The sequence below is a fragment of the Desulfuromonas sp. KJ2020 genome (assembly GCF_024197615.1).
Taxonomy (GTDB): domain Bacteria; phylum Desulfobacterota; class Desulfuromonadia; order Desulfuromonadales; family SZUA-540; genus SZUA-540.
Map to the genome: position 1 here is coordinate 365,226 of NZ_JAKUKE010000003.1, position 14,032 is coordinate 379,257.

Annotated in this window: 8 protein-coding genes; all 8 read left to right on the forward strand. The window is 54.4% G+C overall.

What is annotated here, in order from left to right; genetic code table 11:
• Positions 1–22 precede the first annotated feature (22 nt).
• The 8 genes from MJO47_RS10050 (at position 23) to MJO47_RS10085 (ending at position 14,011) form a co-directional block, all read left to right on the forward strand.
• On the forward strand, positions 23–1,675 hold the full coding sequence (locus MJO47_RS10050; protein ID WP_253960990.1) for a class I SAM-dependent DNA methyltransferase: 1,653 nt from the start codon (positions 23–25) through the stop codon (positions 1,673–1,675).
• Positions 1,665–3,026, forward strand: coding sequence for a restriction endonuclease subunit S (locus tag MJO47_RS10055; protein ID WP_253960991.1), 1,362 nt, complete (start codon positions 1,665–1,667; stop codon positions 3,024–3,026). Before MJO47_RS10050 ends, MJO47_RS10055 begins: the two co-directional genes overlap by 11 nt.
• Positions 3,023–4,249, forward strand: coding sequence for a hypothetical protein (locus MJO47_RS10060; RefSeq protein WP_253960992.1), 1,227 nt, complete (start codon positions 3,023–3,025; stop codon positions 4,247–4,249). Before MJO47_RS10055 ends, MJO47_RS10060 begins: the two co-directional genes overlap by 4 nt.
• 2 nt (positions 4,250–4,251) lie before the next feature.
• Positions 4,252–7,395 carry a type I restriction endonuclease subunit R gene (locus MJO47_RS10065; RefSeq protein ID WP_253960993.1) on the forward strand — a complete coding sequence of 1,048 codons (3,144 nt, stop codon included), beginning with the start codon at positions 4,252–4,254 and terminating at the stop codon, positions 7,393–7,395.
• A 61-nt stretch (positions 7,396–7,456) separates the two neighbouring features.
• Positions 7,457–8,251: a hypothetical protein gene (locus tag MJO47_RS10070; protein ID WP_253960994.1), complete on the forward strand. Its 795-nt coding sequence runs from the start codon at positions 7,457–7,459 to the stop codon at positions 8,249–8,251.
• Between the two features lie 316 nt (positions 8,252–8,567).
• Positions 8,568–10,256, forward strand: a complete 1,689-nt coding sequence (locus MJO47_RS10075) for a TrkA family potassium uptake protein (RefSeq protein WP_253960995.1) — start codon at positions 8,568–8,570, stop codon at positions 10,254–10,256.
• 53 nt (positions 10,257–10,309) lie between these two features.
• Complete coding sequence (locus tag MJO47_RS10080) at positions 10,310–11,545, forward strand: exonuclease SbcCD subunit D (RefSeq protein WP_253960996.1); 1,236 nt, start codon at positions 10,310–10,312, stop codon at positions 11,543–11,545.
• A gap of 27 nt (positions 11,546–11,572) precedes the next feature.
• Positions 11,573–14,011, forward strand: a complete 2,439-nt coding sequence (locus MJO47_RS10085; protein WP_253960997.1) for an AAA family ATPase — start codon at positions 11,573–11,575, stop codon at positions 14,009–14,011.
• The last annotated feature ends 21 nt before the right edge of the window (positions 14,012–14,032 follow it).

The following is a 14,032-nucleotide window of genomic DNA, read 5'->3' on the forward strand; positions in this document are numbered from 1 at the left end:
AACCGTGCCCCTGGAGTAGTAGATGTCTGAACAAGAATTTCTGCAAAATCTCGAAAAGAAACTCTGGACCGCCGCCAATAAGCTGCTGCCGGCGCTTGATGCAGCGGTCTACAAGCATGTTGTTCTCGGCTTGATTTTCGTCAAATACGTCTCCGACGCCTTCGATATCCGCCGCCAGGAGCTGATCGAGCAGTTTAAGAACGAGAACCACGACTACTACCTCAACCCTGATGATTACGAAACTGCGGCGGAGTATGAGGCGGAGATCGCCGCCGAGTTGGAGATCCGCGACTACTACACCGAGAAGAACGTCTTTTGGGTGCCGCAGCTGGCGCGCTGGGAGACGCTGCAGAACCATTCCAAGCTGCCGCCCGGCAGCGAGATCGTCATCAAGAACGGCAAGGAGACGGTCTACACCATGCGCAGCGTCGGGCGGCTGATCGACGATGCGCTGGAGGCCATCGAGAAGGACAACCCCAAGCTCAAAGGGGTGCTCAATAAACAGTACGGCCGGTTGCAGATCGACCAGGCCAAGCTCGGCGAGCTGATCGACCTCATCGCCACCATCCCCTTCAAGCACGCCTCCTTGCAGGCCAAGGATATTCTCGGCCACGTCTATGAATACTTCCTTGGCCAGTTCGCCCTCGCCGAAGGGAAGAAGGGGGGCCAGTTCTACACCCCCAAATCGATCGTCACCCTCATCGTCGAGATGCTGCAGCCCTTCTCCGGGCGCGTCTATGACCCGGCCATGGGCTCGGGCGGCTTCTTCGTGCAGAGCGAGCAGTTCATCAAGGAGCACGGCGGCAAGCTCGGCAACGTCTCCATCTACGGCCAAGAGTACAACCACACCACCTGGCAACTGGCGGCGATGAACATGGTCATCCGCGGCCTCGATTTCAACTTCGGCAAGGAGCCGGCCAACACCTTCACCAACGATCAGCACCCCGATCTGCGCGCCGACACCATCATGGCCAATCCTCCCTTCAACATGAAGGAGTGGGATACCGGCGTCAGCGACGACGACCCGCGCTGGCAGTACGGCAAGCCGCCCAGCGGAAACGCCAACTTCGCCTGGTTGCAGCATATGCTCTACCACCTGGCGCCAGGCGGCTCCATGGGCCTGCTGCTGGCCAACGGCTCGATGAGCTCCAACACCAACACCGAGGGAGATATCCGCCGGGCGCTTGTGGAGAACGATCTGGTTGAGTGCATGGTCGCTCTGCCGGGGCAGCTCTTCACCAACACGCAGATTCCCGCCTGCATCTGGTTTCTCACCCGCAACAAGAAGGCGCGGGGGACGCTGGCCGACCGCTCCGGCAAGGTACTCTTCATCGATGCCCGTAACCTCGGCTACATGAAGGACCGGGTACTGCGCGACTTCAAGCCGGAGGACATCGCCAAGGTCGCCGATACCTTTCATGCTTGGCAGCAGGGGAAGGATTATGCCGACGAGGCCGGCTTCTGCTACTCGGCGACGCTGGAGGAGATCAAGAAGCACGACTTCGTGCTGACGCCGGGGCGCTATGTCGGTGCGGCGGACGAGGTGGAGGATGGCGAACCCTTTGCCGAGAAGATGGCGCGATTGACGGCGCAGTTACAGGAGCAGTTTGCGCAGAGTGCGGAGTTGGAAGGGAAGATAAAGCGGAATTTGGCGGGGCTTGGGTATGAGTTCTGAGCAAATTACAACTGAGTACGGACCTATTTCAGCTGATTTTCAGACTGCCAAGCTCTCTGAATTATGTGTGGAGAAAATAGGGGTTCAAACTGGTCCGTTCGGCAGTCAGTTGCACCAAGAAGATTACGTTGAAATAGGTACACCAATAATTACCGTCGAACATTTAGGCGAAAATAGGATTTTGCACGACAACACGCCATTTGTAAGTGACGCAGATAGAGATCGGCTTTCTCGGTATAGCCTGCAAGAAGGAGATATCGTCTTTTCCCGCGTAGGCTCTGTAGACAGGCGCTCCTTAGTTCGCAAAGCTGAGAATGGTTGGCTTTTCTCAGGTCGTTGCTTAAGGGTTCGAGCCAAAAGGGATTTAATAGATCCCATCTATCTCTCGTATTTTTTCGGCCATGAAGGATTCAAGAATTACCTGCGCAGTATTGCCGTTGGCGCTACTATGCCCTCAATCAATACTAAAATATTGAGCGATGTTCCTATTTATTTCCCAGAGTTAGAAGTCCAGAAACGGATAGGTAAAATCCTCTTAGAAATTGACGACAAAATCGAACTCAACCGCCAAATCAACCAAACCCTCGAACAGATCGCCCAGACCATCTTCAAAAGCTGGTTTGTCGATTTCGAGCCGGTCAAAGCCAAGATCGAAGCCAAAGCTGCCGGCCGCGACCCCGAGCGCGCCGGCATGTGCGCCATCAGCGGCAAACTTGAGCCCGAACTCGACCAGCTTTCCTCCGAACACTACCAGCAACTCGCCGCCACCGCCGCCCTGTTTCCCGATGAGCTGGTGGAGTCGGAGTTGGGGTTGATTCCGGAGGGGTGGGGGGGGCAACGATTGGAAAACTTACTGGATCTTTGCTATGGCAAGTCACTGACTAAAACTGAACGAAGAGATGGTGATTTCCCCGTCTATGGCTCCGGTGGGATTACTGGATTTCACGACAAACCATTGGTTGCAGGCCCTGGAATCATTGTCGGGCGCAAAGGAACAGTCGGGGCATTGTATTGGGAGGATCGGGATTTTTTCGCCATTGATACGGTCTTCTACGTTGTGCCAAAGAACGGGGCCACTTTTGAAGTTCTTTTTTATTTGCTTCAAACCCTCGGATTAGAAAAAATGAACACTGACGCTGCTGTTCCTGGGCTGAACCGCAACAATGTTTATAGACTACCAGTGCCAAAATATCCGAAAGAATTGATGGAAGTATTTTCTAAAACTGTCGGAATTGTCAGGGGGAAGATTTCTTGTGGCTTGTGTGAAAACAAAACATTCGCCACTCTTCGAGACACCTTATTGCCAAAACTTCTTTGCGGTGAATTGAATTTCATTGAGGAGGTTGCATGATGTCCAGATGGAATGAACAGTACGAAACTCATGCCTTTAAAAAAACTTGGTCAACTTTACACGATGTTTTATCGAGTGAAGATTTAGAAAAAAATAATTCTGAACAGGCAGTTAAAGAAATTGCAAGATTATTTAAAGTAGTTTCTTATATTGATTCAATATTGGAACAAATTGATCCAGAGCTTATGCCCGCCTCTTTTTTGAATGGGGCAAACCAGCATGCGACAAATTGCTTGAATGAGTTAAATGCATTTAAAGGCAATCAGAATCCAGGTCATCTCCAGAATTCAAATAATCATGCCGACCAATTGATTGTAATTTTTAGTCAGACACCCTTCAATTTAACGGCCCAACAAAAGGGCGCATTGAGCAAATCAGCTACAGTTTATGCGTCTGTTTTAGATGAACATCTAAAAAATCTGAAAGAAAATACTGACACAAGAATTGATGAAGTTTCAAAAGGTATCGAAAAATTAAAATTAGGTACAAATGCTGTAAGCGTAAATTTGAATGATCTCCAAGCTCAATTGAAGACAGTTTCTCAAACAATTGAAAAACAAACGGCTGAATTCAATACCCAATTTCAAAGTGGAGAGCAGGGGAGAAACACAAAATTCGAAGCAGTGTCGCTGAAGCTTCAAGAGAAGGCCGACAAAGAGTTTGAAAAACTGGCTGAGAAGGTGGCAGTTTCACTTGACGTGCTAGGTAAGTATCTTGATGATGCTTCAAAGGTATTTGGTGTTGTCGTAAATACATTGCAAGCAGGGTCTTATTCGTTGTATGCAAATGAAGAGAAAAAGACTGCTGACTGGCTTCGAAGATTTGCTTTTCTATTTATGATTGCCGGAGTTGTTATTTTGTTGGCGCCGGAAGTCGCCAGAATGTTCAAAGACTTTTCAGATTACACCTTTGACTGGAAAAATATCGCAGGCCGTAGTTTTTTCTCGCTTATCCTATTTATACCTGGTTTTTATCTGGCCAGAGAATCTACAAGTCACAGGAGTAACGAGATCCTAAATCGAAGAAGAGAATTGATTCTTTCGACAATTGACCCCTATTTGGCATTGCTTGACAAGGTGAAAGCGGAGCAAATTAAGACCGAACTGGCTAAAAATATTTTCTCCGAAGGCAATGTCGCTTTAGAGGACAACTCACTAGACGCATCAAACCTTTTCGCTCAGTTTTCGAATCTCGTAAAATTAATAAGCAAGTCTGGTAAGTAGTTATGATTTCCGAAGGCCAACTCGAACAACTCTGCCTTAACTGGTTTCGTGAAGAAGGCTACGCAACCGCCTTCGGCTCCGACATCGCCCATGACGGTGACTCGTCAGAGCGTCGCGACTATCAGCAGGTGGTGTTAACCTGTCGCCTTCTCACCACCCTGCAGAAGATCAACCCACACATCCCCCTCGCCACCCTCGAAGAAGCTGCCCAAGCCGTCACCAAACCTGAATCCCCGGTGCTGATCCACAATAACCGGGCCTTCCACAAACTGCTTCTCGAAGGCGTGCCGGTCGAATACCGCGACGGCGATGAGATCAAAGTCGACCATGTGCAGTTGATCGACTTCTACAACATCGAGAAGAACCAGTTCCTGGTCGTCAATCAGTTCACCATTCTGGGGACCAAACGCCTGCGTCGCCCCGACATTGTCGTCTTCATCAACGGCCTGCCCATCGCGGTGATCGAGCTGAAGAACCCTGCCGACATCAACGCTGACGTCTGGAATGCCTACGACCAGTTGCAGACCTACAAGGATGAGATCCCTGACCTCTTCGTGTGCAACGAGGCGCTGGTGGTTTCCGATGGCCTGACAGCACGAATAGGCTCATTGACCGCCAACAAGGAGCGCTTTCTCCCCTGGCGAACCATCCGCAACGAGGATGACAAGCCGCTGCTCGAATACGAACTGGAGAAGGTGGTTAAAGGGTTCTTCGACCGCGAGCTGCTGCTCGACTATCTGCGCTACTTCATTCTCTTTGAGCAGGACGACGGCAGCATCATCAAGAAGATCGCCGGCTACCACCAGTTTCATGCCGTGCGCGAAGCGGTGCGGGTGACGCTGATTGCCTCGGCCCCGGTCAAAGCCGGAGAGATCGCCGACAGCCAGCGTGCCACCTGGGGTAAAGAGGTAGAGCCCGGCTCGCGTAAGGCCGGGGTGGTGTGGCATACGCAGGGGTCGGGCAAGAGCATCACCATGTGCTGCTACGCCGGCAAACTGCTGCAGCAACCGGAAATGAACAACCCGACCATTGTTGTCGTCACCGACCGCAACGATCTCGACGGCCAGCTCTTCGCCACTTTCTGCAATGCCCAGGAGTTGCTGCGGCAGGCCCCGGTGCAGGCTGACAGCCGCGAAGACTTGCGCCGGGAATTGGCGGCGCGACAGTCGGGGGGCATTATTTTCACTACGGTACAGAAATTCTCCCTGTTGAATGCCGAAGACAGTCATCCGGTACTCAGTGAGCGCAACAACATTGTCGTCATCAGCGACGAGGCCCACCGCAGCCAGTACGGTTTCAAGGCCAAACTCGACACCAAGACCGGCCAATACATCTACGGCTACGCCAAGCACATGCGCGACGCCATCCCCAATGCGTCGTTCATCGGTTTCACTGGTACGCCCATCTCCCAGGAGGACAAGGACACCCGCGCCGTATTTGGCGACTATGTCAGCATCTACGACATTCAGGATGCGGTCGACGACGGCGCGACAGTGCCTATTTACTACGAATCACGCCTGGCCAAGCTCGATATCAACCACGCTGCGATTGAGGAACTTAACGACGAGGTTGAAGAAGTCATTGAGGACGAGGAGGACGTTGGCCTGCGCGAGCGCACCAAGAGTAAGTGGGCGGCGCTGGAAAAGCTGGTCGGTGCAGAACCGCGCCTGAAGGAGGTCGCTGAAGACCTGGTGCGGCACTTCGAGGCGCGCACAGCGGTGGTAGACGGCAAGGGGATGATCGTCTGCATGAGCCGCGAGATCTGCGTGCATCTTTACAACGAAATCGTCGCGCTGCGGCCTGCCTGGCATGATCCTGACTTGGAGAAAGGGGCAATTAAGATTGTCATGACCGGCTCCGCCGCTGACAGACCGCTGCTGCAATCGCACATCTACAACAAGGTGACCAAAAAGCGCTTGGAAAAGCGCTTTAAGGATGCCAAGGACGAGTTGAAACTGGTGATCGTGCGTGACATGTGGCTGACTGGCTTCGATTGCCCGAGCTGCCACACCATGTACGTCGACAAGCCGATGCGCGGTCATAATCTGATGCAGGCCATCGCTCGCGTCAACCGGGTGTTCAAGGACAAGCCGGGTGGGCTGGTGGTTGATTACATCGGTATCGCCAACGAGTTGAAGCAGGCGCTCAAGATCTATATCAACGCGCAAGGGAAGGGGACACCAACGCTGGCGGCGGAAGAGGCGCTGGCGGTGCTGCTGGAGAAGCTCGACGTGGTGCGCGGCCTTTTTCATGGCTTCGATTACAGCGACTATGTCACCCGTGCGCACCAAATTCTGATTCTGGCCGCCAATCACATCCTTGGGGTTGAAGACGGCAAGAAGCGCTTCCTCGACGCCATGGCGGCGATCACCCGCGCCTTTGCCCTGTGCGGCACCCTTGATGAGGCCGAGCCGCTGCGTAAAGAAATCGCCTTCTTTGCGGCCATTCGTGCCGCCATCGTCAAGCACACCACGGTCGACAGTAAGCTGACCGAAGAACAGAAGAACAGCGCCTTGAAGCAGATTCTCGACAACGCCGTCATTGCTGAAGGGGTGGCTGATGTTTTTGCTCTGGCCGGTCTCGACAAGCCGAACATTGCGTTGCTCTCCGACGAGTTTCTCGAAGACGTGCGCAACATGAAGAGCCGCAACCTGGCCCTGGAGCTGTTGGAGAAGCTGCTGCGGGACACCATCAAGGCGCGTACCCGCAGCAACCTAGTGATGGAGCAAAAGTTTAGTGATCGCCTGCTGGCGACGCTGAACCGCTACCACGCCCGTGCTATTGAAACCGCGCAGGTGATCGAAGAGTTGATCCAGATGGCCAAGGATTTTCAGCAGGCCTTGAAGCGCGACGAGGCCCTGGGACTCAACTCAGACGAGGTCGCCTTTTATGACGCTCTGGCCAACAACGAAAGCGCCGTGCGGGAGTTGGGGGACGACATCCTCAAGAAAATCGCCGTCGAGATCACCGAAAAGCTGCGCAACAGCACCTCGGTCGACTGGCAGGTGCGGGACAACGTTCGGGCCAAACTGCGCAACCTGGTGCGGCGAACTTTGCGTAAGTGGAAGTATCCGCCGGATAAGCAAGATGATGCCGTGGAGTTGGTTTTGAAGCAGGCGGAAGTGCTCTGTGCGGGGTGGGCGTGATAGACGAGCTTTATGCAAGGCTAGCATTGCCCAGTTCATTTATATCTGCGAGAGAATTGCCATGAGTCAGTCGTGGGCGGAAGTGCGTGACGAGCTGCATCGACGACGAGATATTCTGGTTCATCGTTCATACGATACTTCCTTCCAAATGGAACCTTCGGAGAGGGAACGCATCCAATTAGACCTTGAGCGCTGGAAGTCACCGCCCCGGTGTACCGACATACCGAACCTGATGAAGCAGTTCTGTGTCAGTGCTTATAGCTACGCCCCAATAAGAAACAATCTCCTCTCTCCGTTAGCTGAAGGTCTGCCGACCAGACAGAACATTGCCCTGGCACTTTCCAGGGTATTCGACGATCAGCAGGAATTTCTAGATGACGCCTTCTGGTCGCCGGATCTCTTGGGAGATTTGGCTGCTGAAATTCAGGAGAGGTACAAGTTTAATCAATCTTCGAGACAATTCAGACCACGTATTCTCGCCGTCTTGCTCACAGGGAGTCGCAAATTGGAGGAGGCGCTCAGAGATGGGCTCGACGGATTTTATGAGATGGTTGGGCACGCCAAGACCCCTTCGGCGATGTGGAGTCTGGTCAACAATTTTTCCAAGGGAATAGATTATGTAGGCCCCGCCCTTGTGTGTGACTTCTTCAAAGAAATCGGTTTTGTTCAATATGTTAAAGTAGACCATCATTTCGCTGCCCAGTTTCCTGAATTGATCAAATGGAAAGGCGGATGCCGGTTGAGTCCAAGGCAGAGTTTTATCCTCTCCCAAGAAATCGCCGATGCCGTGGGTATGACGCCCTTTCATCTGGATGCAATACTCTACCTTTGGGGGCGCTACGGAGACAGGTCCTGAACCTTCAAAAGTACGGGTGGAGGACCCACGGGAGCGATCATGTTTCTTTGGGCCAGATGTTGTTTTTGGGCTGGCAATGAGGCAGTTTAGGGGTATGTAAGGGGGCTTAAAGGGGATTGCTTGTTTTAAAAAACATAAAAAACGCTAAGTTGAATAATTAGTTCGATTCCCGTCCCGCTGATTTATTCAGTCTGAAAAGCCCTCTGAAAACGAGGGCTTTTGTCTTTTTTGTCCCCTTTATTTGATCCGGTGTTTGTGACCTGTTATAAAATGATGAAACTTTTCGTGCGGTCTTTTGTGAACCAGGTGGGGTGTAATGAAAACAATCGCGTCGGAACTCGCCTATTTTCTCCGCGGCAGAGTGGTCAAAAACCTTAAATACCTGGCCTACTACTGTGTTTTCCTGGTCGGCATGATCCTGCTGTACGCGGTTCTCTTCCGCTATCTCATGTGGCATCTAGAAGGGCGTGAATTTTCGCTGATTGCCGGGATTTACTGGTCCATTACGGTGATGACGACCCTGGGATTCGGGGACATTACCTTTCACAGCGACCCCGGCTATATTTTTGCCGCAGTGGTGACGGTATCGGGGGTGATTTTTTTGCTGATCATCCTCCCTTTTACTCTGGTCAGCCTGTTTCTGGCACCCTGGATCGAATACCGCCTGAGCCACCGGCCGGATGTTGATCTGCCGCCAGAGACTGCCGGGCACGTCCTGATCTTTGGCGTCGATTCCGTCACCCGCAACCTGATTCGAAGACTTAAAACCCGCCAGATCCCTTTCGTGGTGGTGACCGAAGATAGCAGTGAGGCAATAAACCTTGAGGACCGCGGTGTCAAGGTGGTGGTCGGTTCACCGACCGATCCTGAAGTGCTTCAAGGCCTAAGGGTTGCCGAGGCGCGGTATATCATTGCCAACCTCAGCGACCCCGAAAACGTCAATCTGTGTCTGACTGCCCGCTCCCTTTGCGAAACGCCCATCGTCGCCTTGGTGTCCGAGGCAGAGCATGGGGATCTGCTGCGCCTGGCGGGGGCCAATCAGGTTATCCCCCTGCACAAGATTCTGGGGAACTACCTGGCCACCCGGGCCACGACCAAGGGGGCCATGGCCCATGTCATCGACAGCTTCGGTAAGCTCGTCATAGCGGAAATCCCGGTGCACGGCACACCATTTTCCGGACTGTCGCTGGCAGACTCCCTGATCCGGCAACAGACCGGGCTGGCCGTGATCGGTCTGTGGGAACGGGGGAACCTGACTCTTCCCGCCGCCGATACTCTACTCAGGGATGATGCCCTGATGGTGTTGGCGGGAACCCGGGAGCAGCTGGAAGCGCTTGAACAGTTGACTGGTGAGCAGGCGAATGAGGATCTGATCTTTATCCTCGGCCATGGTCGCGTCGGTTGTGCCGCCGCCAGTTTTCTTGACCGCAAACCGGTGCCGTTCATCCTGGTCGACCGCCAGGAAAATCCCTACTGTGAGGAGCACGTTCCTATTTATGGCGATGCGACGGTCCGTCATCTGCTGCAGAAGAGCGGTATCGACAAGGCTCGTGGCCTCATCGTCACGACGAACGATGACAATACCAATATCTTTCTCACCCTGGCCAGCCGGCACGCCCATTCCCATATCCGCATCGTGGCGCGGGCTACTGTCGATGAAAACGTCGCCCAACTTTACGCGGCGGGCGCCGATTTTGTTGTGTCCAGCGCCTCGGTGGGGGGCAGCATTCTGCTGAATATCATTGAATCCAAAACGTCGGTATTTCTCACCGAGGGAATCAATATCTTTCGCCGCCCTCTGCCGGCCGCGCTGGTGGGCAAATCCATTGCCGCCTCCCACCTCAGGGAAAGGACGGGCTGTTCCATTGTGGCTCTGGAAGGTCACGGAAAAGCAGATCCTGTCGTCGTGCCCTCACCGGAAACCGTCTTGCAGAAGGACGATGCACTGATTCTGATCGGCACCCCTGCCCAGGAAGAGGCCTTCGGTAAACTCTACCCCAAGTGAGGCCAAGGATTGCGCTTGTCGGACTCTTTTAGTCATCAAGGACCTGATCAATTATGCGTTTCATCCACACGGCGGATATCCATTTAGGAAAAACCTACCGCAACTCAGCCGGCGAGAAGGAGCGTTACGACGATTTCTTCACCGCGCTGGCGATTATCGTTCGCGATGCCGTCCACGAGGGGGTCGATGCCGTGCTGATTGCCGGCGACCTCTTCCACGTTGGACAGATTTTGCCACGCACCTTTGCCAAAACGATCGAGACGCTGCAGCCGCTCAAGGATGCCGGCATCCCCTGTGTGGCTATCGAGGGAAATCACGACTGGATTCATCGCCGTGACAACATCTCCTGGATGGAAGCTTTGTCCCAGATGGGCTATATCCGTCTGCTACGACCTTCGCGTACCGAGGAGGGCGGCTATCATTTTGATCCTTTCGATGAGGAAACGGGCATAGGCGGCCATCTGTGCATCGGTGATGTCAACCTTTATGGTCTGGGGTATATCGGCGCGCAGGCGGGCGCTCACGTCAATCGCATCGTTGAGGCCATTAGCACGGAACATAATCTGCTGCTCTTCCACGTCGGCATCTGGAAATATTCACCTGTCGAAATTGGCAATATGAAGCTGGAGGAGGCTCATCCGCTGGCAGAGCGATTCGGTTATGTCGCCCTTGGCCACGGTCACAAACCCTATGTCATTGAAACGCCGGAGGGGAAGTCCTATGCCTTTAATCCCGGCTCGCCGGAGCGGGTTAACTTTGGGGAGGAGAAGTACGACAAGGGCTACTATGTCGTCACTTTCGAAAAGGGCGTGTTTACCCCTGAGTTCCGGAGCACCTCGCCGCGCCCCATGTTCGTCGAGACGATTGACCTTCAGGGGGCCGAGAACGCTGACCAGGCACTTGCCCTGTTTCGCGACCGGGTGGCAGCCAGGATAGAACCCGCCAGCGATAAACGCCCGCCGCTGCTTGAATTGAAACTGGTCGGCCGCGTCGGCTTCCATCCCTTTGAGCTTGGCCGCGAGCGGCTGAAACTGACGCTGGCAGAACTGTTTGAACCCTTGCATGTCGAGATCAAGAACCACCTTTCCCTGGTCAGTAGTGCGGGGGAGGGGGGGGCGACCAAAAAGAGCCTGGAAGAGATCGAGCTGGAAGTTCTGCATGATCTGATCCGGTCCGGCAGCGATTATCAGGGACGTGAGGAGGAACTCGTCCAACTCGCTGTCCACTTGCGCGAGGCCGTGAGAAAGGGCGATGTCGATGGCGATGAATTATTGGCATTGCTGGATTGATTCTTAAAAAACGAATAGGGCTGGCCTGTGCAAATTCTTTCTATCCATCTCAAAAACATTAAATCGCATCGCGATACCGAGTTGACTTTTTCGCCGGGCATCAACGTCCTCTCCGGCCCCAATGGGGTCGGTAAAAGCACCATCTTCGAGGCGATCGGTTATGCTCTGTTCGGGGTTGACGCTCAGAGCTTTGTCGGCAATATCGACCGGTTTGTCACCATCGGCGCCAAACGGGGGGAGATTGCGGTGGTTTTTCAAGGGGTCGGTGATGAACGGTATCGGGTTAGCCGGACCGTCGGGACCCCGGCAAAATGGCTGCTGGCCAAGGAGGTCGGTAGCACCTTCGAGGTCGAGGAACATAAGGACGCCAAGGAGACCGAGGCGCGCCTGAAAGAGCTGCTCGGGCTCAGTGGCGGGCGTTCTCTGGCCGAACAGTTCGAGCTGGTAATCGGCCCCTTTCAGCACGAATTCCTCGGGCCTTTCGTCATCAAACAGCCGGCCAAGCGTCGCGACAAGTTCGATGAAATCCTCGGAATTGATGCCTGGCGCAAGACCTTCAACGAGACCAAGGTGCTGACCGCCGCCATCAAGGCGAAGGTGGATGCTCTCGAAAGTGCCATTGGACCCCTAAAGAGTCAGGTCCTCGAGCTGCCCGTGAAGAAAGCCGAATGCCAGGCCGTCGTAAAAACGCTCGCGGAGGCCGAGGCTGATCTTGCCGCTCAGCAGCAAAGGCTCAAGGAGCTGGAAACGCAGCTGATTGATGTCGATCAACGTGAAAAGAAGCTCAAGGAGCTTGAAAAGGAGATCGACAGTCTCAACGTGCGAATCGGTAATGGCAATGAAATGATCGGCAAACAAAAACTGCTGGTCGATGAAGCGGTAAAGGCCGGCAAGATTATCGAGGAGACCACCTCGGGCAAGAAGGCTTTCGAAGAGGCCGAGGCCCGTTTGAGCGCCCTGCGGGAGCAGGTCAAGGCGCAGCGGCGGCTTGAACAGGAAGCTGCCGAGCTTAGAACCCGGGTCAGCGTTTTGGGGGAGCGCTACACAGTCGAGTCTCAATCCATCCAAAAAGCCCGGCAGGACCTAGCTTCCGAAGAAAAGAGTCTGGCCGAAAGCCGTAAGGCTTTGGCGCTGGACGAGAAACAACAGGCTTTGGCGACGCGCCTGCCGGAAATCCGCCAGCGTCTTGAAGGTTTGCGCCAACAACTTGGGCAGCTCGATGGACGCCGGGGCGCTCTGGCGGAGGGGAGCGAAAAACTCGCCGAGGGAGTCTGCCCTTTTTTCCAGGAGCCCTGTCTCAATCTGGCTGCAAAGCCGGCGGAGGATGTCTTCTCGGTCCGATTTTCCGACCTGGATAAAGAGCGCCTGCGCCTTCTGCATGACGTTCAGTTGTCCGAACAGGAAGAGAAAGCGGCAAGCCGGGCCAGCGATGAGATCAAATCCGTTACTGTCAGACTTCAGGGCTTAGACGAGCAGCTTGCCAGCCTTGTCGTGCGTCGTGAGACCAATGAGCGCCGGGCCGGTGATTTGGCCCAACTGCAAAAGGAACAGCGCTTGGTCCAGCGTCAACTGGATGAAAAACAGAAACCATTGGAGGGGTATCGCGGCTTGCAGGCCGACATTGAGGCCACCGAACAGGAGAAAGCGAAGCACCAGCCGGCTCGTGACCTTTATGTCGCCAACCAGCAGCAGGCCGCCGAACTGGTCGGGCGTCGTGCCGAACTAGAAAAGTTCGAAAACCTTTTAGGCCAATTGCAGGAGACCTTGACGGCCAGGGAAACGGCCCACGGCCAGGCGGGTAAGGAATATGACGCCGCCGCGCATGAGGCGCTTCGCAAGCAGAGAGACGCGCTTTTGGGGGGAGTCAACGCGCTCGGGCAACAGGTTAAAGGGCTGGCTGCCGACGTCACCCGTCTGAAGGCCGAAGTCGACAAGCTCAGGCAGGTCGAAAAGGATATTGCCGCCAAACAGGACCAGGTCAGGGTGTACAGGGAGAAGGACGAGCTGGTCAAGTTTCTGCGCAACCGGGTGTTTCGCCATGTGTCGGGGTATCTGTCCGAACGTTTCCGGGAGGAAATCAGCCAGCGGGCGAACCGCATCTACCGGATCATCGCGGAAGCGGATGAGGAACTGGCCTGGGGCGAGAATTACCAGATTGTGCTGCGCGACCTGGCTGACGGCCAACTGCGCGAACGGGCAGATGATCAGCTCTCCGGCGGCCAGACCATGAGCGCCGTGGTGGCTTTGCGGCTGGCCATGCTGCAGACCATCGGCGCCCGCCTGGCCTTTTTCGACGAACCGACTTCCAACCTCGACGCGACCCGCCGTGAAAATCTGGCCCAGGCTTTCAGGGCTATCGACGTCGGCCAGGAAGAAGTGACGGAGCACTGGTACGATCAGCTCTTTCTCATCAGTCACGATGTCGCTTTTACCGAGGTAACTGACCAGATTCTGACACTGACCTGATTATCCTCTTCAGGCTTTTTG

Excerpts from the sequence above, each read along its gene's own strand:
- MJO47_RS10065 (WP_253960993.1), top strand. The coding sequence starts at position 4,252 with ATGATTTCCGAAGGCCAACTCGAACAACTCTGCCTTAACTGGTTTCGT.
- MJO47_RS10055 (WP_253960991.1), top strand. The coding sequence starts at position 1,665 with ATGAGTTCTGAGCAAATTACAACTGAGTACGGACCTATTTCAGCTGAT.
- MJO47_RS10080 (WP_253960996.1), top strand. The coding sequence starts at position 10,310 with ATGCGTTTCATCCACACGGCGGATATCCATTTAGGAAAAACCTACCGC.
- MJO47_RS10075 (WP_253960995.1), top strand. The coding sequence starts at position 8,568 with ATGAAAACAATCGCGTCGGAACTCGCCTATTTTCTCCGCGGCAGAGTG.
- MJO47_RS10070 (WP_253960994.1), top strand. The coding sequence starts at position 7,457 with ATGAGTCAGTCGTGGGCGGAAGTGCGTGACGAGCTGCATCGACGACGA.
- MJO47_RS10060 (WP_253960992.1), top strand. The coding sequence starts at position 3,023 with ATGATGTCCAGATGGAATGAACAGTACGAAACTCATGCCTTTAAAAAA.
- MJO47_RS10050 (WP_253960990.1), top strand. The coding sequence starts at position 23 with ATGTCTGAACAAGAATTTCTGCAAAATCTCGAAAAGAAACTCTGGACC.